The 21,620-nt window shown below is 74.9% G+C and carries 22 protein-coding genes; 10 read left to right on the plus strand and 12 right to left on the minus strand.

The window, feature by feature from the left end; translation table 11 throughout:
- Window positions 1-122 precede the first annotated feature (122 nt).
- Entirely contained in the window at window positions 123-1,754 is a 1,632-nt protein-coding gene (locus ACFVGO_RS08700) for a M28 family peptidase (protein ID WP_380351504.1), read from the minus strand.
- Between the two features lie 162 nt (window positions 1,755-1,916).
- Between ACFVGO_RS08700 and ACFVGO_RS08705 the strand changes: the two genes are divergently transcribed.
- Complete coding sequence (locus tag ACFVGO_RS08705) at window positions 1,917-2,096, plus strand: antitoxin (RefSeq protein ID WP_359903219.1); 180 nt, start codon at window positions 1,917-1,919, stop codon at window positions 2,094-2,096.
- A 77-nt stretch (window positions 2,097-2,173) separates the two neighbouring features.
- Here the strand turns inward: ACFVGO_RS08705 and ACFVGO_RS08710 are convergent, their stop codons facing one another.
- Window positions 2,174-2,344: a hypothetical protein gene (locus ACFVGO_RS08710; RefSeq protein ID WP_380351502.1), complete on the minus strand. Its 171-nt coding sequence runs from the start codon at window positions 2,342-2,344 to the stop codon at window positions 2,174-2,176.
- A gap of 76 nt (window positions 2,345-2,420) precedes the next feature.
- On the opposite strand from ACFVGO_RS08710, the gene ACFVGO_RS08715 reads away from it, so the two are divergent.
- Both ACFVGO_RS08715 and ACFVGO_RS08720 read left to right on the plus strand, forming a co-directional pair.
- Complete coding sequence (locus tag ACFVGO_RS08715; RefSeq protein ID WP_359903224.1) at window positions 2,421-3,011, plus strand: TetR/AcrR family transcriptional regulator; 591 nt, start codon at window positions 2,421-2,423, stop codon at window positions 3,009-3,011.
- Window positions 3,008-4,513 carry an MFS transporter gene (locus ACFVGO_RS08720; protein ID WP_380631179.1) on the plus strand — a complete coding sequence of 502 codons (1,506 nt, stop codon included), beginning with the start codon at window positions 3,008-3,010 and terminating at the stop codon, window positions 4,511-4,513. The genes ACFVGO_RS08715 and ACFVGO_RS08720 overlap by 4 nt, the downstream gene beginning before the upstream one ends.
- 100 nt (window positions 4,514-4,613) lie before the next feature.
- On the opposite strand, the gene ACFVGO_RS08725 is transcribed toward ACFVGO_RS08720, so the two are convergent.
- Both ACFVGO_RS08725 and ACFVGO_RS08730 read right to left on the minus strand, forming a co-directional pair.
- Window positions 4,614-5,141 (minus strand): DinB family protein, encoded by a 528-nt coding sequence (locus ACFVGO_RS08725; protein ID WP_359903229.1) that lies wholly within the window; start codon window positions 5,139-5,141, stop codon window positions 4,614-4,616.
- Window positions 5,092-6,546 carry an MATE family efflux transporter gene (locus tag ACFVGO_RS08730; RefSeq protein WP_380631180.1) on the minus strand — a complete coding sequence of 485 codons (1,455 nt, stop codon included), beginning with the start codon at window positions 6,544-6,546 and terminating at the stop codon, window positions 5,092-5,094. The genes ACFVGO_RS08725 and ACFVGO_RS08730 overlap by 50 nt, the downstream gene beginning before the upstream one ends.
- Before the next feature lie 204 nt (window positions 6,547-6,750).
- Between ACFVGO_RS08730 and ACFVGO_RS08735 the strand changes: the two genes are divergently transcribed.
- From ACFVGO_RS08735 to ACFVGO_RS08755, 5 genes are all read left to right on the plus strand, one after another.
- Entirely contained in the window at window positions 6,751-7,341 is a 591-nt protein-coding gene (locus ACFVGO_RS08735; protein WP_380631181.1) for a PadR family transcriptional regulator, read from the plus strand.
- A gap of 198 nt (window positions 7,342-7,539) precedes the next feature.
- Window positions 7,540-8,418, plus strand: a complete 879-nt coding sequence (locus ACFVGO_RS08740; protein WP_359903238.1) for a class I SAM-dependent methyltransferase — start codon at window positions 7,540-7,542, stop codon at window positions 8,416-8,418.
- 345 nt (window positions 8,419-8,763) lie between these two features.
- A complete protein-coding gene (locus ACFVGO_RS08745) occupies window positions 8,764-9,651 on the plus strand; it encodes an isocitrate lyase/PEP mutase family protein (RefSeq protein ID WP_359903241.1) in 888 nt (295 codons plus the stop codon).
- Window positions 9,648-9,965 (plus strand): hypothetical protein, encoded by a 318-nt coding sequence (locus tag ACFVGO_RS08750; protein WP_380351491.1) that lies wholly within the window; start codon window positions 9,648-9,650, stop codon window positions 9,963-9,965. The genes ACFVGO_RS08745 and ACFVGO_RS08750 overlap by 4 nt, the downstream gene beginning before the upstream one ends.
- 209 nt (window positions 9,966-10,174) lie before the next feature.
- Window positions 10,175-11,161: a bile acid:sodium symporter family protein gene (locus ACFVGO_RS08755; protein WP_380631194.1), complete on the plus strand. Its 987-nt coding sequence runs from the start codon at window positions 10,175-10,177 to the stop codon at window positions 11,159-11,161.
- Here the strand turns inward: ACFVGO_RS08755 and ACFVGO_RS08760 are convergent.
- The 7 genes from ACFVGO_RS08760 to ACFVGO_RS08790 form a co-directional block, all read right to left on the minus strand.
- Window positions 11,127-11,621 (minus strand): hypothetical protein, encoded by a 495-nt coding sequence (locus ACFVGO_RS08760; RefSeq protein WP_380631182.1) that lies wholly within the window; start codon window positions 11,619-11,621, stop codon window positions 11,127-11,129. The genes ACFVGO_RS08755 and ACFVGO_RS08760 overlap by 35 nt on opposite strands.
- A 41-nt stretch (window positions 11,622-11,662) precedes the next feature.
- The gene (locus tag ACFVGO_RS08765; RefSeq protein ID WP_359903253.1) at window positions 11,663-12,340 is read right to left on the minus strand and encodes a DUF402 domain-containing protein; all 678 of its coding nucleotides are present in this window, start codon (window positions 12,338-12,340) and stop codon (window positions 11,663-11,665) included.
- Window positions 12,337-13,179, minus strand: a complete 843-nt coding sequence (locus ACFVGO_RS08770) for a hypothetical protein (RefSeq protein ID WP_380631183.1) — start codon at window positions 13,177-13,179, stop codon at window positions 12,337-12,339. Before ACFVGO_RS08770 ends, ACFVGO_RS08765 begins: the two co-directional genes overlap by 4 nt.
- Before the next feature lie 71 nt (window positions 13,180-13,250).
- Window positions 13,251-15,014, minus strand: coding sequence for a GMC family oxidoreductase (locus ACFVGO_RS08775; protein ID WP_380631184.1), 1,764 nt, complete (start codon window positions 15,012-15,014; stop codon window positions 13,251-13,253).
- The gene (locus ACFVGO_RS08780) at window positions 15,011-15,415 is read right to left on the minus strand and encodes a hypothetical protein (RefSeq protein ID WP_359903262.1); all 405 of its coding nucleotides are present in this window, start codon (window positions 15,413-15,415) and stop codon (window positions 15,011-15,013) included. The genes ACFVGO_RS08775 and ACFVGO_RS08780 overlap by 4 nt, the downstream gene beginning before the upstream one ends.
- A 227-nt stretch (window positions 15,416-15,642) precedes the next feature.
- Complete coding sequence (locus tag ACFVGO_RS08785) at window positions 15,643-16,740, minus strand: TIGR03617 family F420-dependent LLM class oxidoreductase (protein WP_380631185.1); 1,098 nt, start codon at window positions 16,738-16,740, stop codon at window positions 15,643-15,645.
- Between the two features lie 51 nt (window positions 16,741-16,791).
- The gene (locus ACFVGO_RS08790) at window positions 16,792-17,421 is read right to left on the minus strand and encodes a TetR/AcrR family transcriptional regulator (RefSeq protein WP_380631186.1); all 630 of its coding nucleotides are present in this window, start codon (window positions 17,419-17,421) and stop codon (window positions 16,792-16,794) included.
- Window positions 17,422-17,531: 110 nt separating this feature from the next.
- Here ACFVGO_RS08790 and ACFVGO_RS08795 point away from each other — a divergent pair, with 110 nt between their 5' ends.
- Window positions 17,532-19,079: a carboxylesterase/lipase family protein gene (locus ACFVGO_RS08795; protein WP_380631187.1), complete on the plus strand. Its 1,548-nt coding sequence runs from the start codon at window positions 17,532-17,534 to the stop codon at window positions 19,077-19,079.
- A 110-nt stretch (window positions 19,080-19,189) separates the two neighbouring features.
- On the opposite strand, the gene ACFVGO_RS08800 is transcribed toward ACFVGO_RS08795, so the two are convergent.
- Complete coding sequence (locus tag ACFVGO_RS08800) at window positions 19,190-19,870, minus strand: type 1 glutamine amidotransferase domain-containing protein (RefSeq protein ID WP_380631188.1); 681 nt, start codon at window positions 19,868-19,870, stop codon at window positions 19,190-19,192.
- Between the two features lie 189 nt (window positions 19,871-20,059).
- Here ACFVGO_RS08800 and ACFVGO_RS08805 point away from each other — a divergent pair, with 189 nt between their 5' ends.
- Window positions 20,060-20,971, plus strand: a complete 912-nt coding sequence (locus ACFVGO_RS08805) for a LysR family transcriptional regulator (RefSeq protein ID WP_380631189.1) — start codon at window positions 20,060-20,062, stop codon at window positions 20,969-20,971.
- Window positions 20,972-21,620 lie beyond the last annotated feature (649 nt).

Consider the following 21,620-nt stretch of genomic DNA (forward strand, 5'->3'; position numbering starts at 1 on the left):
CCACCTACAACCGGGGGGGGGGGGGGGGGGGTGTCCGGGGGGGAGCGTTCGGGGGGGGGGGGGGGGGGGAGGGGGGGGGGGGGGTCCCGCGGCACGGGGGCGGCCGCGCCCCCACCCGGGCGTCAGGCCGCCACCCCGCCGGAGTGGGCGTCGCTCGTGCCGCTGATACCGGTCGCCGCGGCGCCGGGCGCCGCCTTGGCGGCCGGGCGCTGGGCCGGGACGGGCCGGTGGAGCGAGGAGAGGTCCCAGGCGTAGGTGCCGACGGCGTTCGCGATCACGTCGATGTTGACGTCGAAGACGCCCATGTCGATGTTGCCCAGGTTGTCGCAGGCCTTGTGGTAGCACCCGTCGTACGCGGCGCCGGCGGTGCCGCCGTAACGGGCCGCCTGCTCCGGGGACTTGACCTTCTCGGCGCCGGTGTCGGTGCCGCCGGCCGGGATGCCCGCGTCGATGAACGGACCGTAGTCGGAGCGGCCGTCGAAGAGGGTCGGGTCGTGCGGCAGGCCCCGGCCGTCCAGGTAGCCGTTGATGTCCCGTTCCAGCTGCGCCGAGCCCTCGGGGCCCGCGTCGCCGCCGGCGCTGCCCGAGCCGTTGTAGACGAACTGCGCGTAGTTGGGGGACGCGATCATGTCGAAGTTGAGGTAGAGGCCGATCTTCTTCTTCTCCGCGTCGGAGAGGGAGTTCACGTACGCCTCGGCGCCCTTGAGGCCGAACTCCTCGGCCGACCACCAGGCGAACCTGACCTTGTTCTTCACCGGGTGGACGCTGAGGTTCTTCGCGACCTCCAGGACGCCGGCCGTGCCGGAGCCGTTGTCGTTGATGCCCGGCCCCTCGGGGACGGAGTCGAGGTGCGCGCCGACCATCACGGTGTGGTCCGGGTCGCCGCCGCGGGTCTCGGCGATGACGTTCCAGGTCCTGCGCTGCTCCATGAAGGTCCGGATGTCCAGGGTCACCCGGACGGGCCCGGCGGCGGCCTGGGCGGCCAGGGCCTGGCCCGCGGCCTGGGTGATCCCGCCGGTCGGGATCCGCCCCGCCGTCGGCTCGCTGAGCGTCCCGTTCAGGGTGCCCTCGGTGTTGTTGTAGATGATCGCCCCGGTCGCGCCGACGGCGGCCGCGGCGGCCTGCTTCTCGGCGAAGGAGCATCCGCCGCGCCGGATCAGGGCGATCTTGCCGGTGAAGGCGCCCGACGGGTAGTCGGCGGGCGTGCAGCCGGTGGTGGCGCCGACCGGGGCGACCGCCAGGTCCGCGGTCAGGCCCGCCTCCGGGCCGCCCACCGAGTACGTCATGGCGATCACCGGCACCGATTCGGCCTTCGGGGAGACCACGTCGAGGCGCTCGGAGCGGGCCTCGAAGAAGGTGTACACGAACTCCTGCTTGGACACCTTGAGCCCGGCCCGGCGCGCCTGCTCGTAGACGTACTGCGCGGACTGGTCGTGCCCCTTCGAACCGGCCACCCGGGTACCGCCGTTGCGGTCCGCGATCAACTGGAGCGCGGCCAGCGTGGCCCGCGCGTCCCGGGCACTGCTCGCCTCGACCAGCCGGGAGGCCAGCTTGGCGCCCTTGCGCGCCGGGTCCGGGTCGGCCGAGGCGCTGCCGGCGCCGGCCAGCAGCAGCGGGGCGACCAGCGCGGCGACGGTCAGGGCGGCGCCCGCGCCACGCCGGGTGACCGCGGTTCGCGGGCGCCCTGTGGAGGTGGCGGGGTCCTCCGGGTCGGAGCGGTCGAGCGGGGAGGTGGGGCGACGGGTGCGCAGCATCAAGGGAGCTCCATCCGACGGGCCGTGAAGGTCATGAGGGTCATGATTTGACATGACCGGAATCCCGTTGCCAAGCCTTTACGCAGACCTTGCGAGATGCGGGTCGTGGCGTGCGCGGTGATATTGGAGGGGTGGGGGCGTCTCATCCAGGAGTGTGACCAGATGTCCATGATGGATAAGCTCAAGAACCTGCTGAAGGGCCACGAGGAGCAGGGCGACAAAGCCGTCGACAAGGCGGGCGACACCGTCGACCAGCGCACCGAGGGCAAGTACAGCGGTCAGGTGGACGCCGCCCAGGAGCAGCTCAAGAACCAGTTCCGCGACCAGCCGCCGCAGCAGTAGCGGCTGCTGCCTCCCGCGGGCCGCCCCACCCGGGGCCGTCCGGCCGGCTCGCCACCCCGGTCCGTGCGGCGCCCGGGTCAGGCCTCCCGGGGCTCCGCCGAGTCCGGCGGGCCGCCCCGGCTCTCCCCGTCGGCTTCACCGTCGGCGCCGCAGTTCTCGCAGGGCCCCGGCCCGGGCCGCTCGCGCAGCCGTCCGCACTCCGGGCACACCCGGTCCAGCCAGCAGGCCGGCTCGCCGCCTTCGTCCATGGGGTCGATTCTGCCCGGGGCGCTCCCGCGAACGCGAGTAGACACTGTCTACGACCACCTGGTAGACAGTGTCTTCATGACCGAACAGGAACAGGACCTACGGGCCCGACTGGTGGCCGCCGGCGTCGAGTTGGTGGCCGAGGGCGGCGTCCAGGCGCTCGGCCTGCGCGAGATCGCCCGCCGCGCCGGGGTCTCGCACGGCGCGCCCCGCCGCTACTTCCCCACCCACCGCGAGCTGCTCGCCGCCATCGCCCAGCAGGGCTTCGGCAGGCTCACCGACACCCTCGCGGGAGCCGACGCCCTCACCGCCACCACCGGCGCCGACGCCCGCACCCGCCTCGACGCGCTCGCCCGCGCCTACCTCGGCTTCGCGGCCGCCAACCCCGGCATGTTCGAGCTGATGTTCCGTCACGACCTGCTGGAGGGCAGCGGTGCCGAACTGCGCCGCACCACCCTGCCGCTCTTCCTGACCTTCGTCGGCCTGGTCTCCGAGGTGCACCCGCGCTCCGACGATCCGGCCGCCGCCACCGCCGCCCTCTGGTCCAACCTGCACGGCCTCGCCCAGCTGCGCACCTGGGGCAGCCTGCGGCTCATCACCGGCGACGATTCCATCGAGCCGCTGCTGCGCGCGACGCTGGACGCCCACCTCGGCCCGGCCGCGCGGTGAACCCGCGGCACCGCCGGGGGCTCGTCCTGGCCGCGAGCATCACCGGCGCCGTCCTGGTCGCCGTCGACGGCACCGCGCTGACCGTCGCCCGACCGGCCCTCCAGCACGACCTGCACGCCTCCGTCGCCGCCGTCCAGTGGGCCGGCACCGGCTACCTGGTCACCGTCGCCGCCCTGCTGGTCTTCGCCGGCCGCCTCGGCGACCGGTACGGGCACCGGCGGGTCTTCGCGCTCGGCGTGACCGGCTTCGCCGCCGCCTCGCTCGGGATCGCCGTGGCGCCCGGCATCGGCTGGGTCGTCGCCCTGCGCGTCCTGCAGGGCGCGGCCGGCGCGCTGCTGCAACCGGCCACCCTGGGCATGCTCCGGACCGCCTGGCCCGCCGACCGCCTGGCCGGTCCGATCGCCATCCGCACCGCCGCCATCGGGCTCGCGGCGGCGGCGGGGCCACTGGTCGGCGGGGCGCTGACCGCGCACCTCGGCTGGCGGTCGGTCTTCCTGCTGGGCCTGCTGCCCGCCGCGGCCGCCCTCCTGGCGGCGCTCGCGGTGCCCGCCGGGGCCGGATCGCCCAGCACCCGGTCCCCGGCCGCCGGGCGCGGCAGCAGGCACGGCAGCGAGCACGACGGCCAGCACGACAGCGGGCGCGGCAGCAGGCACGGCAGCGGGCTCGACCTGCCCGGCGCGGCCCTGCTCGCACTCGCGCTGGCCTTCCTGGTGGAGAGCCTGGTGACGCTGCCGGACACCGGCCGGCCGGCCGTCCCGCTGCTCTGCCTCGCCGCGGCCGGAGTCCTCGCCCTCCTCCTGGTCCGGCACGAACGCCGGACCCCCGACCCCCTGCTGCCGCCCGCGCTGCTCCGCTCCACGGCCGTCGCGCCGCCGCTCGTCGTCCTGCTCGCCGCCTCCGCCGCCCTCCAGGGCGCACTCTTCCCGGCCACCTACTACCTCCAGGACGTGCTCGGGCTCGACCCCCTGCAGAGCGCCCTGCGGGCGATGCCGCTCGCCGTGGCGATGATCCTCGCGGCGCCCGGCTCCGCCCGGCTGGCGAAGCGTCACGGCGAACGGGCGGTGGTGCTGCCGGGGATGGCAATGATCACCGCGGGGGCGCTGCTCACCGCGGGGCTCGGCACCGGTTCCGGGACGCTCGCGATCGGCGGCTGCTTCGCGCTGCTCGGCACCGGCTTCGGTGCGGTGATGGCCACCGCCACCACGATGGTGGTCCGGGGTGTGCCCGCCGCCCGGGCCGGGGTCGCGGGCGGCCTGCAGCAGACCGTCCTGAACACCGGCCCGGCCCTGGGCATCGCCCTGGCCACCACCACCGCCGGCCGCACGGACCCCGGCGCGGCGCTCGCGCCGTCCGCGCTGACCATGGCGGCGGTGGCCGGCGCGGGGACGCTGCTCGCCGCGCGGCTGCCCGGACGGGCGGCTGGACCGACGGCCGGTGGGGCCGCCGATCCGGCCGCCGGTCCGGCGTCGCGCGCGCGGCCGGAGGCCACCGGCCGGCGGTGAGCAACGCCCTTGCCGTCACACTCCGGACCGGTCCACCCTCCGGTTCGGTTCAGGCCCGGGTCCGGTTCGGGCCCAGGTTCGGTTCGGGCCCAGGTTCGGTTCAGACCCCGGTGACGCCGTCGACGCACTCCCGGAGCAGGTCGGCGTGGCCGTTGTGGCGGGCGTACTCCTCGATCAGGTGCACCAGGATCCAGCGCAGCGAGACGCTGTCCGCGCCGATCACCGCGGCGGCCTGCGGGGAGAGCGGGCCGGCCGCGTCCAGCGGCTGGTCCGCGGTCAGTTCCCGGCCCCGGTCGATCTCCCTCCTCCAGTCCACCAGCGCCTCGGCCATCCCGCGCACCGGGTCCAGCCCGTAGCCGTCGGCGTTGTCCACGCCGTACACCGGCGGGGCGTCCTGCCCGGCGAACACCCGTTGATACCAGTTGCGTTCGACCTCGGTGACATGCTGAACCAGCCCCAGCAGGGTCATCGTGGACGGCGGGACGGACGCCAGCCGCACCTGCCGGTCGTCGAGCCCGTCGACCTTGCGGACGAGCGTGGCCCGCTGGAAGTCCAACCAGCTCTCCAGCATTGCGCGTTCATCGGCGTGCGGGGGCGGGATCGGCCGCCCGTCCGGGGTGAGGGCCATGGCCCCCACTCTGGCACAGGCCCGCTGCGGCCCCGCACGGACTCCGCGACCGTGTCAGTGCGGCGAGCAACGCGAGCTGCACGGCCGCGCCCACCGCCGGCCCGAGCCACACCCCCGACACCCCCAGCGGCCCGGACAGGGCCGCCGAGGCGGTGAGTTGGGCCCCGAGACCGAGCAGGACGGAGACCACCAGCGGGCGCCCGGCGCCCGCCGCCTGGTGCACTCCGCCGACCGCCACCACCAGTGCGTACGGCAGCAGGTAGAGGGCCGCCGAGCGCAGGAAGCCGACGGACTGCGCGGCCACCGCCCGGTCCTCGGTGAAGAGCGCGGTCAGCGGCACGGCGAGGGTGACGGCAAGCACCGCCGCCACCCCACCGAGCAGCGCGGCGAGGCGTCCGGTGGCGCGGCGCAGGGTGTGCAGCGCGGCGCCCTCTCCCGCGCCGGTCAGCCGTGCCGCCTCGATCGCGGCGGCCTGGCGCAGCGCGTAGAAGGCCATGGTGACGACGAGCAGGACGCGGTAGCCGAGGCCGTAGCCGGCCACCGCGGCGACGCCGAAGCCCGCGACCAGGCCGAGTTGGGCGGTTCCGACGGCCATCCGGGCGGTGAAGTCCAGACCGAAGGGTGCGCCCGCGCGCAGGATCCGTACCGCCGCCGCGCCCGCTCCCCCGGTGCCGCCGGGATCCTGCGGCTGCGGCTCCGTGCGTCCCACCGGCGGCGGTTCCGCCTGCCGCCCCGGCTGCGGCTCCGTGCGTCCCACCGGCTGCCTCAGTCGCCGCACTCGCCGCACTCGCAGGGTGACGGCGAGGGCGATCGCCCGGGAGAGGACCAGGGCCAGGGCGGCGCCCGGCACGCCGAGGGCGGGCAGCGGCCCCGGGCCGAGGATCAGCAGGGGGTCTAGGAGGAGCAGCAGCGCGTTGGAGAGCAGGGCGAGCCGCATCGGGGTGCGGGTGTCGCCCGCGCCCTTGAACAGCTCGTCGGCGACGCGCTGGCCGACGAAGAGCGCGAAGGCCGGGAACGCGACGGCGAGGTAGCCGGCGGCCTGTTCGGCGGCTTCGCCGTCCAGGAAGGCGCCTGCCAGCCGGTCGCGCAGCAGGAAGCCGGGGACGGCGAGCGCCGCACTGACGGCGGCACAGAGCCGCCAGGCCGCGCGGGTGGTCCGGGCGGCTTCGGCGTGGTCGCCCGCTCCGAGGGCGTGGGAGAGCCTGACGCTGGTGCCGGAGGCGACCACCAGGACCAGGCCGAGCAGCAGGTTCTCGACGGTGCCGGCCAGGGTGACGGCGGCGACCGCGGCCCCGCCGAGACCGGCCACCCAGAGGGCCCCGATCACCGAGGCGATCACCCCGGAGAGCAGCTCCGCGTAGACGGGTACCGCCAATGCCGTGAGCCGGCGCAACTGGCCGCGCATGCCCTTCTCCCTTCCCCTGTGCTGCTCGTGCGTGACCGGGCCGCCCCCGGATCGCCCCGGCGCGGCCCTGGCCCGCCTCGGCTCCCCTCGATCGGCTGCGGCCCTCTCGACCTGCCTCGAATAGAGATACATCGTTTCGAGGCACATCGACAAGAGGTAACATGACGGCTCCACAGGGCGCACTCCGACCGAAGGGCTCCAGCCGTGTTGACGCTCGCGATCCTCGGCTTCCTGTACGACCAGCCGCTTCACGGCTACGAGCTCAAGTCCCGGATCACCGGACTGACCGGTCATGTCCGACCGGTGAGCGACGGCGCGCTCTACCCCGCCATCGCCCGGCTGGAGAAGGCCGGACTGCTGCACCGCCGCACCGAACCGGGCAGCGGCGCCGCACCGCGGCAGACGCTGGAGCTGACGGCGCGGGGGCGGGCCGAACTGCTGCGCCGACTGGCCGACCCGGAGCAGGCCGAGATCACCGACCAGATCCGCTTCTTCACCGTCACCACGTTCCTGCACCATCTCGCCGACCCGCCCCGGCAGGCCGCCGTGCTCCGCCGCCGACTGGCCTTCCTGGACGCTCCGAGCAGCTTCTTCTACGACGGGACGGGGCAGCCGGTGACCGCCGAGCGCGAGCCGAACCCCTTCCGGCGCGGGATGCTGCTCGTCGCCCGGGCCTCCACGGCGGCCGAGCGGGCCTGGCTGTCCGAGACCGTCGCGGAGCTGGATCGGGCGGCCGGGGCGGAGTCGTCGGAGGCCCCCGACGCACCGACGGAGCAGCAGTCCTCGGAACGCTAGGCCGACCAGGCGAATCCAGAGCAAAACCGAAGGCGCACGCCCCTGCCGAACGGCAGAGCGAAAATCCGAATTCAGGCTGTTCCGCACCTGGTTCCCCCCGGCCCCGGCGTCGCTATGATGATCCGCCTCACGTCCTCGGCGTCCCCCCTCCGCGGGCGTGATCCGCCACCGCGCCCCGCCGTCCCCCTGGAGGCCGCCGTGCCCGATTCCGAGACCGCGGTCGAGGCCGCAGTCCACTCCGCGCCGCTGAAGCGGGACGACATTCCCGGCTGGTTCTTCAGCCTCGACCGGGCCGCCTTCGGCCACCTGCTGTCCGCCCAGAGCGCGGCCGGCGTCACCGGCGACGTCCTGGAGCTCGGCAGCTACCTCGGCCGCAGCGCCGTCCTGCTCGGCGACCACCTGCGGCCGGGCGAGCGGCTGACGGTCTGCGACCTGTTCGACTCCGAGGCGGGCGACGCCGAGAACGCCGCCGAGATGAACATGTCCTACCGCAGGACCCTCACCCGCAGCGCCTTCGAGGCCAATTACCTCGCCTTCCACGGCGAACTGCCCGAGATAGTGCAGGCCCCGACCTCGGTGCTGGCCGACGGCCGCGTCCGGGCGCACAGCTGCCGCTTCGTCCACGTCGACGCCTCCCACCTCTACGAACACGTCGCCGGGGACATCGCCGTGGCCCGCGCCGCACTCGCCGAGAACGGCGTGGTCGCCCTGGACGACTACCGCTCCGAGCACACTCCGGGCGTCTCCGCCGCGGTCTGGGAGGCGGTCTTCACCGGCGGACTGCGGCCGGTCCTGCTCACCCCGATGAAGTTCTACGGCACCTGGGGAGACGCGGCGGCCGTCCGGGCGGTCCTGAAGGAGCGCGACTGGTGGGCCGAGGGGTACACCGTCGACGAGGACACCATCGCCGACACCAAGGTGCTGCGCCTCAACTACCAGGTCAAGGCCCCGGTCCAGCGCTCCACGCCGCGCCGGCTCGCCCTCGAACTCCTGCCCCCGGTCGCGACCAAGGCCACCCGCCGGATGCTCCGGACGCTGCGCGAACGCCGCGCCGTCCCCCCGGTCCCGAGCGCCTGAGCGCCCGACCCCTCGCCGGGGCCCGCCCCCACCGGGCGGGCCCCGGCCGCTTTCCACGCTTTCCAGGCCTCCGCTCTCTCCACCTCCTCCGCCTTCTCCGCCTTCTCCGCCTTCTCGACGGCCGTGACGTCACCCCGGCCGCCCTCCATCGTGCCGACGCGCCGGCTCGTTTGTCGGATCACCAGATTTGCAGGCTTTCCTATTGTCCGCCTGCATTCACTCTAACGAGGGAACCTCTCTTAAAGATTTGCCCACGGAACATTAAAGGGCGCATAGTGATGACACCTCAGTTCGGTCTGATGAACACCAAGTTCAGGCAAAGTCATCCCTAGCAAGGAGTAGGCCTTGTACTACGGAAACACGGCATCGGACAGCCCCGGACAGCGGCTTCGCGCGGAGATCGCGGGCCCGGGGACGACGCCCCTGATCGGCGTCCACGACATGTACTCGGCCTCCATCGCGGCCGAGCACTACGACGGCATGTTCGTCTCCGGCTTCGGCTTCGCGGCCTCCTACTACGGGCTGCCCGACATCGGTTTCATCGCCTGGCCCGACATGGTGGGATTCGTCGAGCGGCTGCGCGGGGCCTTCCCCCGGCACCACCTGCTGGTCGACATCGACGACGGGTACGTCGATCCGGAGGTGGCCTGCCACGTCGTGCGCAGGCTCGAACGGATCGGCGCGTCGGGCGTGATCCTGGAGGACCAGAAGCGGCCGCGCCGCTGCGGGCACGCGGACGGCAAGCTGGTGCTGCCGCTGGAGGAGTACCTGGAGAAGCTGGAGCTCGTCCTCGCCAACCGGACGGACCTGGTGGTGGTCGCCCGCACCGACGCCACCGAGGAGGACGACATCCTGCGCCGGGCCCGGGCGCTCGCCGCCACCGACGCCGACGTGGTGCTGGTGGACGGTGTGCGCAGCGAGGAGTGGATCCGCCGGATCCGCCAGGCGGTCGGCGACAAGCCCCTGCTGTTCAACCAGATCGCGGGCGGGAAGTCGCCCCGGCTGTCGCTCTCGGAGCTGTCGGAGCTGGGGGTGGACGTGGCCATCTACAGCACGCCGTGCCTGTTCGCCGCGCACCGGGCGATGGACGAGGCGCTGGCCGGGCTGAAGAGCGCCGACGGGCGGCTGCCGGCCCCGGCCGGGGGGCGCGAGCAGGTCGGCGTGCGGGAATCCACCGAGCTGCTGGAGCGGAACATCTCGCGCTCCAGCGGGCTGATGGCGGTGACGGCATGAGGACCGGGCTGCGCGGGGCCGCCCCGCCCTCGCCGGCCGCCGCCCTGCGGGCCACCGCGCTGGGGCTGGCCGGAGCCTGCGCCCTGCTCGCGGGAGCCGCCTCACCCGCGGCGGCCGGCGGCGGGCTGATCACGGTCGTGGACAACTCGAACGCCGACTCCTGGCTGGAGATCGACCGGACGGCCAACCTCCAGAACGGCAGCGGCTCGGCGGGGAGCGACCACGACGGCGCCGGCTCGCTGGTCGGCGGACTGCTCGGGCCCGGTTCCTCCTCCAGGCCCTCGGTCCGCCCGATGGCGGAAGGCGGCCCGTGACCGACCGTCCGGCGGGCCCGGAGCAGACCCCCAGGATCCGGGCGCGCACAGCCGGGGGGGACACGGCGCCAGCGCACCCCACCCCCGGGCACACACCAAAGCGCGCGGCCCGGGGGCGCCGGGACCAGGTGCCCGGGGAACGGACGCAGCCGCAACGCGCTGCCGGGCCCCGCTCCCGGCGGCTGCTGCCGCGCTGGCTGGACCCGTACATGGCGGCGCTGGCCGGCACCGTCGGACTGGCCGCGCTGTTCCCGGCCTCCGGCACCTCGGCGCGAGTCGCCGGGGTGGCCTGCGACCTCGCGGTGGCGCTGCTGTTCTTCCTCTACGGTGCCAGGCTCTCCACCCGTGAGACGCTGGCCGGGCTGCGGCACCTGCGGCTGCACGGGCTGGTACTGGCCGCCACCTTCGTCCTCTTCCCCCTGCTCGGCGTGGCCACCGCACTGCTCACGCCCGTCCCACTGACCGGGCAGTTGCACACCGGGGTGCTGTTCCTCTGTCTGGCGCCCTCCACGGTGCAGTCCTCGGTGGCGCTCACCGGCGCCGCCGGGGGCAACGTGCCGGCGGCGATCTGCGCGGGCACCTACTCCAGCCTGGCGGGGCTGGTGCTCACACCCCTGCTGGCGGCCTGGCTGCTGGGATCGCACACCGCGCTGTCCGCCGACGGACTGCTGCGGATCGGGCTGCAGCTGCTCGCACCGTTCCTGCTCGGGCAGTTGCTGCGGCCGTGGCTCGGCGGTCCGCTGTCCCGGCACAAACGGGTGCTCACCCCGGTGGATCGCGGCTCGATCCTGCTGGTCGTCTACACGGCGTTCAGCGCGGCGGTGTCCCAGGGCATCTGGGGCCTGGCCACCCCCCTCGCGCTGCTCGGGCTGCTCGCGGTGCTGCTCGCCCTGCTCGCCGCCGCCCTAGCGGCCACCGGGCTCGGCGCCCGGCTGCTGGGGCTCGACCGGTCGGCCACCATCGCGGCGGTGCTCTGCGGTTCGCAGAAGAGCCTGGCCAACGGCCTGCCGATGGCCACCGTCCTGTTCGGCGCGCAAGCCGGGCTGCTGGTGCTGCCGTTGATGCTCTACCACCAGCTCCAGCTGATCGTCGGCACCGTACTCGCCGGGCGCTGGTCACGGGCTCCCACGGCCGCCGCGCCCGGCCCGGTCCCGGCCGCGCTCACCGGTCCGGACGCTCCGCCAGCACCCGGCTGATCCCCCGGCGCAGCCTGGCCGAGGCCCCCGGGAGGCGGCCGAGCCGGTGCAGCCGTTCGGCCGGCAGCTCCGGCCTGCCGGCCAGCTCCAGGACGGCCGCGTACGGCCGGTCGCCCTCCCGCAGGCGGTCACCCACGAGATCGACCAGGGCCTCCAGGGCCTCGCCCATGAGGGCGGGGTGGGCCGCGAGCAGCTCAAGGAGGCGGTTGTCGTTCCACACCAGCTGCCGGCGCCCGGCCAGTGCGGCCAGCAGGTAGGTGGGGGCGGCCGGGTTGCGGGCGATCGCGTGCCAGACGAACGGGTACTCCCCGATCGCCAGTCGGCGCAGGACCTCGGGGTTCGAGGTCCGTTCGGCGAGCCGCCGGTAGTCGCCGCCGTCGTGCAGGTGCTTGAGGGCCTCCACGTCGTCCGTCGTGTCCGCCGTCACCGTCACGTCCGCCCCCTTGGCTGTCGTTCGCACAGGGGCGCGACCCTAGCAGGTCGGCGCCGGGTGACCAGCCTTCATTCCGCTTCGACGGGGGTGCTGAGGGCGGTGTCCGGGAGGGTGGGCAGCGGGCCTGCGGGCGGCAGCTCCCAGAGCGCCGGGTCGGGGGCGAACGGGCCGGCGCGGTCCAGGAGCTGGGCGAGGGCGAGGTCCCGCGCCCGGTCCATCCACCGATGGGTGGCCTCGTCGATGACGCCGAGGCGCCGGGCGTGGGCGTACTCGTCCTCGTCCTTCCAGCTGTACGTCGAGAGATCGGGGGTGATCACCAGGTCCAGGAAGAGGTCGAGGGTGTCGAGGCCGATGGCCGTCCGCCGGTACGGGCGCTCGAAGTTGACGTACCAGTACAGCGGCCGGCCGTCGGGCGTCAGGAAGCGGTGGACGCTGAACGGCGCTCCGGCGGTGAAGCGGCTGAGCACCACGGTGTCGCGCCAGGTCCAGTCGTCGAGTTCCCACCGGCCGGCGGCGAGGTCCTCGATGCAGTCCAGCCGCGCGGCGTCGTCCCCCGCGCGGGCGGCGGCGGTCCAGCCGGCCGGGGCCAGGGTCTCCGTCCCCGGGCGGGCGGTGAGGGTCAGGCTCGCGCCGTCGTCCGCGAGCACGGTGTACGGCATGGCCGACCAGACCCTGCCGTGGGCGACGTCCCGTCGCACGGCGGTGCCGCCCGGGGCGAAGACCGGGGAGAAGGCCGGGGCCGTCATCGGATGTAGTAGGCCCGGTTGTGGGCGGCGACCGGCGGGGACTGGTAGGTCCAGACCCCGGCCGCCGGGGCGTCGGCGATCAGGTGGGCGAGGTCGCGGGCCGACTCCTCCGCAGGGTTGCCGAGATCGAGCCGGACGCGGTCGGCGGTGCGGTCGTCCAGGACGTAGTAGCGGTAGGGCTGGTAGACGTTGAGCGGCCCGGCCAGCAGCTTGCCCTCGTCGTCGGTGCCGTAGCCGGTGATCGGCGTGTTGTTGACGGACTCGGGGGTGAGGCCGACCAGGTTCACGTCCAGGGCGAGGAGTTCCTCGTCGTGGCGGATCAGTCCGTCCTGCCCGAGGCCGGCCCGACGGCAGGAGACCGTCCAGCGTTCGCGCACGTCGGGCGCGTTGAGGGAGGGCAGGGTGGTCTCGAACCAGCCCGGGTGCTTGGGCTCGGCGTACAGCCGGCGCCCGGCGTCGATGGCGAGCGGGTTGTCGCAGAGGACGTGCAGCCGGGCGATGCCGAGCAGCTTGGTCTGGTCGTACCCCCGGGCGTACTGGCCGTAGTTGACCACCGGCATCCGCTCCTCGGCGAAGAGCGGGTGGGCGATCAGGTTGATCTCCAGCTCCTGGGTGATGCCGCCGCCGTTCGGATACTGGGCGAAGTAGAGCTGGTAGTTGAGCGAGACGCAGGCCCCGCCGTCGAAAGCGGCGACGTTCAGCCCCGGGTGGCGCTTGGCGAGCAGTTCGCGCGCCCGCGCGCGGTCGACCAGGTAGTCGACGCCGATGTTGTGCAGCGCACCGTAGTGGAAGGGCAGGTGGTACGGCTCCGGTACGGGCGGAAGCGGCAGGCCGGTCATGAGAACTCCGAGGACGGGAGAGACGGGGAAGACGGGGAAGACGGGGGAAACGGCGGGGGCGGTACGAGGGTTCAGGGTGCGGCCGGTGGTGCCACGGCCGCCGGGCGGTGCAGCTCCAGCAGGTCGTGGTGCATCCGCTCGGCGCTGCGCAGCGCGAGGGCGGCCATGGTGAGCGAGGGGTTGGAGGTGCCCAGGGAGGGCATCGAGCCGCAGCCGACGGCGTACAGGTTGGGGTGCTCCCAGCAGCGCTGCCAGTGGTCGACCACCGAGGTCGCGGGCGAGTCGCCCATGATGTGGGTGCCTCCGGCGTGGCCGGCGCCGCGGTAGCCGTGGACGCTTCCCCGGTGTTCGAGCCGTCCCGGCCATCCGGCCGCCGGATAGGCGGTGTGGTCCTCGGCGCCGAGCAGGGCGAACAGCTGGTCGGAGACGGCCCGGGCGGAGGTCATCCCCTCGCGGACGTACTCCGAGAGGTCGTAGCGGATGGCCGGGCCCGGCAGACCGAGCGGGTCGCGCCGGTCCGGGTCGAGGGTGACCCGGTTGGCGGGGTCTGCGGGCTGCTCCAGCTCGAACTGGAGCGAGAACTGACGGCCCAGCCGGTCGCCGAGGCGGTCGCGGAGCTCCTTGCCGCGCAGGCCCGCCGCGAGCAGCGCCGCCGCCTCGGCCTCCGGCGCGCCGCCCGCCCAGGACCAGCCCCAGTTGCCGATCTCGATCCGGAACGGCGCCCGGCGCTCCCGCCCGGGGCCGAAGCGGAACGCCTCCAGGCCGCTGGTGGAGCCGGGTCCGCGGTAGGGGCCGACCGGGCGGGGCATCAGCCCCCAGGTGAGCAGGGCCGGGTGGTCCATCAGGTTCCGGCCGACCTGGTCGCTGCGGTTGGCCAGGCCGGACAGGAGCAGCAGCCGGGCGTTCTCGATCGCGTGCGCGGCGAGGACGACCAGGTCCGCCTCCACCCGGTGGGCCGTCCCGCCCGCGAGGTACTCGACTCCTCCGGCCCGCCCGGTCTCCGGGTCGGCCAGCACCCGGCTGACGACGGCCTCCGTGCGCAGTTCGACCCCGGCCGCCCAGCGGGCCTGGGTGCGCAGCGGGGTGTACTTGGCGCCGGTGGGGCAGGCGGGGACGCAGCTGGCGCTGCCCGCGCAGAGGGGCCCGTCGGCGGATCCGGGCCTGGTCGGCACGCCGTTGCGGGCGTGCGGGGTGGCGGTGACGGCGAGCCGGGCGGAGCCGGGCGCGGCGGGGTCGCGGACGGTCCGTCCGTCGAGGGCGCGGGCCAGTTGCCGGTCGAGGTAGCTCGCCGGAACGGCTCGCATCGGGAAGTCGTAGCCGTCCGGGATGGGCAGTCCGACGGCGCGGCGCTGCTCCTCGGCGTCGGCGGCGACGCCGAGTTCCCGTTCGGCGTCGCGGTAGTGGGGTTCCAGGTCGTGGTAGCCGATCGGCCAGTTGCGGCCGTGGCCGAGGTCTCCGGTGCGGAAGTCCTCGGGGTGCATGCGCGGGGTGAGCCCGGTCCAGAGCAGTCCGGTGCCGCCGTTGGCGCGCAGGTAGCCGCTGACGTAGGGCAGCGGCCCGTCCTGGCGGAGGTGGCCGGTGGCGGTGAAGCCGCCGTCCGGGTTTCCGGCGAGGTCGGTGACGTCGGGTGACGGGGCTTCGGGGCTGTGCGGGTAGGGCGAGGTGGGCGGTCCGCCGCCGGCCGCGCGGTGGGCGGTGGCGGTCTCGGCGCCGGTGGGCGCGGCCCGTCCGGCTTCCAGGACGAGGACCCGCCAGCCCTGCGCACCGAGGCGGTGGGCGACGAGGGTCCCGGCGAAGCCCGCGCCGACCACGACGGCGTCCCAGCGGGCGCTCATCGGCGCTCACCGCCGTTGTCCGGTACCACGGCGCTTCGGGGGGCCTCGGCCCAGCTGCCGTGGCCGGGGGCGGCGGAGCCGGGCGGGACGGCGTGGAAGGTCCGCCAGACCAGTCCCTGGTCGTGGGCCCGGGCGGAGGAGGGTGCCTCGCCGGGCCAGGCGCCGACGTACCAGAGGTGGACCAGGGCGTGCTCGTCGCGCACCTGGTGGGCCAGCGTGGTGCGGTGGTGCTCGTCCGCCATGCCGGTGGAGCGCAGTTCGGGGACGTCGAATCCGGTCAGCTCGGCGCAGACGCGCAGGAACTCGTCCAGGTCGGCCAGGGCGTCGACGTACTGGTTCGCGACGGGGTCCCAGCACTCCGCCAGGTCGTAGTCGGCCGGGTGGTCGTCGGACACGGGCACGCGGGCACCCCCATGGTCGGCAACGGGTGGCCGAGGCATGACAGGCCGGACGGCGCAACGGTCCGTACGGCGCGACAGGCCCCACAACGCGGCAGGCCAGGGCGACCCGTCCACCGGACGACCCGGCCTGCCACCGCGATCATGCCGCGCCTCCTCACCACCGGAAACGCGTTGCACGAATCTGCCCGGACTTCGTCACCCCTTGTCCGGTCGGCCGCGCATCACGATCATCCGGCGTCCGCTTCCGGTCGGCCCAGCGCCCGCACGGCCGCCAGGACGTCCAGGCCGAGCTCCGGGTCGGCGTCCTCGGGCAGGCTGACGGACAGCCGGGTGACCAGACCCGCGTACCGGCGGTGGATCTCCCGGGCGACCTCCTCGACCGGGCCGCAGACCGCGAAGGCGTCGAACACCTCGTCGTCGATCAGCGCGGCCATCTCCGCCCAGCGGCCGCGCACCGAGTGGGTGTGCAGCTCCTCCTGGAGCCCCTCCCAGCCGTGCTGCGCCAGCACCGGACGGTAGGCCGGCGTGGAGGCGTAGAACGCGAGCCGCTCACGGGTGGCGGCCCGGTTGGCCGCCAGCTCCTCCTCGGTGCGGCCGGTGGCGGTGAGCACGCTGCCGACGATCTCGAACGGCCGCTCCGTCCATGCGGCGCCCTCCGCCTCGGCCCGGGCCCGCTCCTCGGTCAGGCCCGGCAGCACCTGCTCGGTCAGGTAGGCGGTGGAGGAGAACGGGTGGCTCAGGAAGCCGTCGGCCACCGCCCCGGCGGTCCGGGTCATCAGCGGCCCGACGCCCGCCAGCAGGATGCGCGGCACGCCGGACGGGACCGGGTCCGGGGAGAACACCGGCGTCATCACCGTGTGGGTGTAGAAATCGCCCCGGAAGCGCAGCCGTTCGCCGGTCTGCCAGCTGTGCCAGATCGCCCGCACCGCGTGCACGTACTCGCGCATCCGGGCGGCCGGACGGTCCCAGGGCATGCCGAAGCGCTTCTCGATGTGCGGCTTGACCTGCGAGCCCAGCCCGATGACGGCGCGTCCGCCGGAGGCCGCGTGCAGTCCCCAGGCCTGGTAGGCGAGGGTCATCGGGGTCCGGGCGAAGGCCACCGCGATGCCGGTGGCCAGCTCGATCGACTCGGTCCGGTCGGCCGCGCGGGCCAGCTGGAGGAACGGGTCGTACGCGGTCTCGGCCACCACCAGCCGGTCCATGCCCCGGCGTTCGGCCCGCTCGGCGGCGTCCAGGATGCCCGCCGGGTGCCCGGAGGCGGTGGCGTCGAGCCCGAGGGCGGCGGGTCGGGGGGCGGCGGGCCGGAGGGTGTCGGGTCGGTCCATGGGCTGGGCTCCTGGTCGCGGGCGGCTGCGGTACCCGGGTAGCCTGCCACGTCACCTGCCGGCGACGTCCCCGCCCACGTCTCCCGGCGCCGCGAACAGCCGGTCCAGGTGCCGGTCCACGGCCGTCAGCACGGCGTCGGGCCCGACCACGTCCAGTTCCAGCAGCGTGGCGAACCCGGTGAGCGCGAGCAGCAGGTCCGTCTCCACCTCCGGGTCGCGGTCGGGCGCCAGCTGCCCGTCGGCGACCGCCTGCCGGACCAGCTGCTCGACCGTCGCCCGCCCCTGGAGCAGGCCGCCGCGCGCCCGTGCGTGGACCTCCTCGTCGTGCAGCGCCTCCAGCACGTAGGCGGCGCTCATCCGGCTGGTCGCCCGCGCGTCGGCGTGCAGCGGCAGCTGCTCGACCAGCATCGCCCGCAGCACGTCGCGCGGATGCGGCCGCCCGCCGAGCGCTCCCATCGCCAGCCCGAGCCGCCGCGCGCTCTGCTCGCCGGCGAAGTCCATCGCGAAGGAGAGCATCTGAGCCCGGGAGCCGAAGTAGTGCTGGAGCTGCCCGAGCGAGATGCCGGCCTCCTGCGCGACCTCGCGCATCGTCAGGTGGGTGGCGCCGCGCCGTTCCACGACCCGCCACAGCGCGCGGGCGATCGTCTCCCGGCGTTCCCGGTGGTCAACCTGCTTCGGCATCGGCGGCGGCTCCTCGTCCTCGCTCCGCGCACTGCGGAGTCTTTTTCATACGCTTGACATAATACAGCTGACCTATAACGTGGGAAGCCTTCCGAGGGAGGAGCGCCCACATGCCGGAACAGCCCGTCATCCGCACCACCGAGGGACTCGTCCGCGGCCGCTGGGCACCGCGGCACCGCCAGGAACAGCGACAGGAGAAGCAGGCGCGGCCGGGGGGCCGGGAGCTCGCGGTCTTCCGCGGCATCCGCTACGCCCGACCGCCCGTCGGGGCCCTCCGCTTCGCCGCCCCCGTCGAGCCCGAGTCCTGGGACGGCGTCCGCGAGGCCACCGCCTTCGGACCCGTCGTCCCGCAGTCCGGGCCGATGCCCGCCAGGACCTCCGGAGCGTCCGGAGCGTCCGAGGACACCGACTGGCTGACACTCGACGTCTGCACGCCCGATCCGGGCGCGGCCGGACTGCCGGTGCTGGTCTGGATCCACGGCGGCGGGTTCATCTCCGGGACCGCCGGCGACCCGCTGTACGACCCGACCGCCCTGGCCACCGCCGGGCTGGTCGTGGTGAGCATCAACTACCGGGTCGGCGCCGAGGGCTTCGCGCTGCTGGCGGGCGCCCCCGCCAACCGCGCCTTCCTGGACCAGATCGCCGCCCTGCACTGGGTTCGGCGCAACATCGCCCGCTTCGGCGGGGACCCGGCCCGGGTGACCGTCGCCGGGCAGTCCGCGGGCGCCGGCTCGGTCGCCGCCCTGCTCTCGACGAACCGGGCCCGCGGCCTCTTCCGGCGGGCCGTCGCCCACTCGGTGCCGGGCAACCACTGCACTCCCGCGCTGGCCGCCGAGGTCACCGCCGAACTCGCGAAGCTGCTCGGCACGGCCCCCACCGCCGCCGCGCTGGCCGGGGTGCACCCCTGGCGCCTGGCCTCGGCGGTCACCGACCTGGGCGCCGCGCTGCCGGCCCGCCTCGCGCGCTGGGGCCGGCTGGCGCACAGCGGCATCGCCACCGTCCCGGTGGTCGACGGCGAGATCCTGCCGGGCTCGCCCTGGTCGGCGCTCACCGCCGGCGTGGACCTGCTGGTCGGTCACACCCGGGACGAGTTCCGGCTGTTCAGCGTGCTCAGCGGCCGGCACGGCGGCTTCACCGAGGAGGAGGCCCGGCTGATGCTTGAGCTGTTCGCCCCGCCGCCGGGCGGCCCGGACGCCTACCGGGCCGCCCTCCCGGGGGCGACACCCTCCGAACTCCTGGAAACCGTCGGCTCCGACGCCCTGTTCCGGGTGCCGTCCGTCCGACTCGCCGAGGCCAACGCGGCCGCCGGCGGCACCTCGTACCTCTTCGAGCTCGCCCTGCCCGCGCCCGCTCTCGACGGCGCCTTCGGCGCCTGCCACGGCCTGGACGTGCCGCTCGCCTTCGGCAGCCTGGACAGCCCGCTGGCACGGCAGTCCCTCGGCGACCGGCCCCCGCCGGAGGCGGTCCGGGTCTCGGCGGAACTGCGGCGGGCCTGGGTCCGGTTCGCGACCACCGGCGACCCGGGGTGGCCCGCCTTCGAACCGGACGGGCAGCTCACCCGGGTCCTGGACGCCCGCTCGCGGACCGTCCGCTACCCGGAACAGGCCACACACCGGATCTGGGCGGGCCACCCCCTCACCGCCTACGACCTCCGCTGACGGCGGCACGGCACGACGGAGGCACGGCACGACGGGAGCCCGCCCGGCGGCGTCGGGCGCCGCACCGCGGCACCGCCGCACCGGGCCCCGCCCCAGCCCTACACCGGCCGTTACTTCGCCGACTCCGCCAGCAGCTTCAGCAGCCCGGCGGCCACCAGGGCCGAGGAGGCCGGGTTCTGGCCGGTCACCAGATTGCGGTCGACCACCGCGTGCGGCGCCCAGGGCTCGCCCTCCTCGAAGTCCACGCCCAGCGCGACCAGCCGGTCCTGGAGCAGCCACGGCGCCCGGTCGGCCAGCCCGGCCTGGGCCTCCTCGGCGTTGGTGAAGCCGGTCACCCGGTACCCGGCGAACGGCGAGCCGCCGTCCTCGGCCCGTGCCGCGAGCAGCGCGGCCGGGCCGTGGCAGACCACGCCCAGCGGGCGTCCCGAGGCGAGCGCCCGGGTGAGCAGCCGACCGGAGTCGGCGTCGACCGCCAGGTCCTCCATCGGGCCGTGGCCGCCGGGGTAGAACACGACGTCGTAGTCGGCCGGGTCGACCTCGGCCAGCACCAGCGGCTGCCGGAACTCGGCGATCTTCGCCAGTTCCTCGGCCAGCTCGGGGTCGGTCAGGCTGGCCCGGTCCGCGACCGGGACGACGCCGCCCGGGGTGGCGACCGCGACCCGGTGGCCCGCCCCGGTGAAGGCGCGGTACGGGACGACCGCCTCCTCCGCCCAGAAGCCGGTCGGATGCTCGGTGCCGTCGTTCAGCGTCCAGACCTTCGAGCCGGTCACGACGAACAGGATGTCGGCCATGGGGTGTGCCTCCAGGGGTGCCGCGGTCCTCGCCGCGACGGTCCGCCGCGGCGCTCACACCGTCGACGCTAGACGCGCCCTGCCTGCGGGAACCAATGGGCCACGCGATACCGGGCATCGGAATTCCGATACCTCACCCGGACCGTCGAACCCGCCGGCCGGCCATCGGAATCCCGTAGGCTCGCCGGCATGAGCGATCGGCCGACCACCGGCTCCGGCCCGCTGGACCTCAACCAGCTGCGGACCTTCCTCGCCGTGCACCGGGCGGGCTCCTTCACCGCGGCCGCGCATCTGCTGGGCCTGTCCCAGTCCACGGTGACCGCGCAGATCCGGGCGCTGGAGCAGCGGCTCGGCCGGGAACTGTTCGAGCGCCGGGCGCGCGGGGTCAGCCCGCTGCCGTACGCCGACGACCTCGCCACCCGGCTGGCCGGGCCGCTGGACCGGCTCGCGGGCCTCACCGACGGGCGCGGTGACGGCGTGCCGGAGCCGGTCCACCTCGCCGGGCCGGCCGAGTTCCTCGGCGCCGTCCTGCTGGCGGAGCTGGCCCCGCTCGTCGCGGAGGGCGTCCAGCTGCGGGTCACCAGCGGGCTGACCGACCCCCTGCTGGCGGAACTGCGGGCCGGACAGCACGACCTCGTGGTCGCCACCCGGCGGCCGCCCGGCCGGACGCTGCTCGCCGAACCGCTCACCGACGAGGAGTTCGTCCTGGTCGCGGCACCGCTCTGGGCCGAGCGGCTGGCCGGCCGGGAGCTGCCCGGCGCGCTGGCCGAGGTCCCGCTGCTCAGCTACGCCGAGGACCTGCCGATCGCCCGCCGCTACTGGCGGCACGTCTTCGACCGGCGGCTGCACGCCCGGGCCGCGGTCACCGTGCCGGACCTGCGGGCGGTGCTCGCGGCGGTGACCGCGGGCGCGGGCTGGAGCGTACTGCCCGGCTACCTGTGCCGGGCCGAACTCGCTTCCGGCGCCCTGCGGTTGCTCCACGAGCCGGCCGATCCGCCGATCAACACCGCGTACCTGGTCCGCCGCCCGGCCGGCTCGGCCAACCCGCACGTGGCCCTGGTCCGCGAGCACCTGCTGGCCGCGGCCCGCACCTGGGCGTGACCCGGCGGCCCGCCGCTCCAGCAGCAGGCGGACGGTGACCTGTGGGGAGACCATGGCCTCGCCGCGGGCGGCGGCGAGGGGCAGGGCCTCGATGCCGGGTTCGGCGTCGAGGACGTAGCGGAAGCCGGTACGGACCATGCGCTGGTCGTCGGCGAGCAGGACCCGGATGGTCAACCGGGGCCGAGCAGCACCAGCCGGGCCCGCTTCTCCCGGCCGTTGGACCGGGCCGCCTCAAGGCCGTCGCCCGGCCGCTGACCGCCGCCGCCTGCTGGCTGCCCGGCCCTGCGGGCCGGCGAACGGGGCCACGTCCCGGGCGTCCTGTGCGCCCTCGGTGCCGGTCTGGCGGTGGCCACGGCCGCCGAGTCGGTCCGCCGCTGGACCGCGCTGCCGGCCGTCCGGGGCCGCCACCCGTGGCTGCCTTCGTCGGACTGCCGCCCGCGTCTGGGGGGGTGTGGCGGGGGTCTCAACGGCGGCCGGTCGGTGGTGACCCGGTGTGACGGTGGTGGGCCCGTCAGCGATGCCGTCGGATCCCGGCCGGTGAGGGCGCTCACACGCGGATGCGATGAACGACGACGGCTAGCAGTGTCCGTTTTGCCCGTCCTGCGCCACGGGGTGGAAGGTGTTCGCGCAGGCGGGGAGGGGTCGGGGC

The organism is Kitasatospora sp. NPDC057738 (assembly GCF_042798815.1).
In the GTDB taxonomy this organism is placed as follows: Bacteria; Actinomycetota; Actinomycetes; order Streptomycetales; family Streptomycetaceae; genus Kitasatospora; species Kitasatospora lactacystinica.

What these genes read in the sequence shown, in the direction of transcription:
- ACFVGO_RS08755 (WP_380631194.1), top strand. Translation starts at nt 10,175, where the DNA reads ATGGCGGCGCTGGCCGGCACCGTCGGACTGGCCGCGCTGTTCCCGGCC.
- ACFVGO_RS08715 (WP_359903224.1), top strand. Translation starts at nt 2,421, where the DNA reads ATGACCGAACAGGAACAGGACCTACGGGCCCGACTGGTGGCCGCCGGC.
- ACFVGO_RS08770 (WP_380631183.1), bottom strand. Translation starts at nt 13,179, where the DNA reads ATGACCGGCCTGCCGCTTCCGCCCGTACCGGAGCCGTACCACCTGCCC.
- ACFVGO_RS08795 (WP_380631187.1), top strand. Translation starts at nt 17,532, where the DNA reads ATGCCGGAACAGCCCGTCATCCGCACCACCGAGGGACTCGTCCGCGGC.
- ACFVGO_RS08700 (WP_380351504.1), bottom strand. Translation starts at nt 1,754, where the DNA reads ATGCTGCGCACCCGTCGCCCCACCTCCCCGCTCGACCGCTCCGACCCG.
- ACFVGO_RS08730 (WP_380631180.1), bottom strand. Translation starts at nt 6,546, where the DNA reads ATGCGCGGCCAGTTGCGCCGGCTCACGGCATTGGCGGTACCCGTCTAC.
- ACFVGO_RS08710 (WP_380351502.1), bottom strand. Translation starts at nt 2,344, where the DNA reads ATGGACGAAGGCGGCGAGCCGGCCTGCTGGCTGGACCGGGTGTGCCCG.
- ACFVGO_RS08785 (WP_380631185.1), bottom strand. Translation starts at nt 16,740, where the DNA reads ATGGACCGACCCGACACCCTCCGGCCCGCCGCCCCCCGACCCGCCGCC.
- ACFVGO_RS08725 (WP_359903229.1), bottom strand. Translation starts at nt 5,141, where the DNA reads ATGGCCCTCACCCCGGACGGGCGGCCGATCCCGCCCCCGCACGCCGAT.
- ACFVGO_RS08750 (WP_380351491.1), top strand. Translation starts at nt 9,648, where the DNA reads ATGAGGACCGGGCTGCGCGGGGCCGCCCCGCCCTCGCCGGCCGCCGCC.
- ACFVGO_RS08800 (WP_380631188.1), bottom strand. Translation starts at nt 19,870, where the DNA reads ATGGCCGACATCCTGTTCGTCGTGACCGGCTCGAAGGTCTGGACGCTG.
- ACFVGO_RS08705 (WP_359903219.1), top strand. Translation starts at nt 1,917, where the DNA reads ATGTCCATGATGGATAAGCTCAAGAACCTGCTGAAGGGCCACGAGGAG.
- ACFVGO_RS08775 (WP_380631184.1), bottom strand. Translation starts at nt 15,014, where the DNA reads ATGAGCGCCCGCTGGGACGCCGTCGTGGTCGGCGCGGGCTTCGCCGGG.
- ACFVGO_RS08765 (WP_359903253.1), bottom strand. Translation starts at nt 12,340, where the DNA reads ATGACGGCCCCGGCCTTCTCCCCGGTCTTCGCCCCGGGCGGCACCGCC.
- ACFVGO_RS08805 (WP_380631189.1), top strand. Translation starts at nt 20,060, where the DNA reads ATGAGCGATCGGCCGACCACCGGCTCCGGCCCGCTGGACCTCAACCAG.
- ACFVGO_RS08790 (WP_380631186.1), bottom strand. Translation starts at nt 17,421, where the DNA reads ATGCCGAAGCAGGTTGACCACCGGGAACGCCGGGAGACGATCGCCCGC.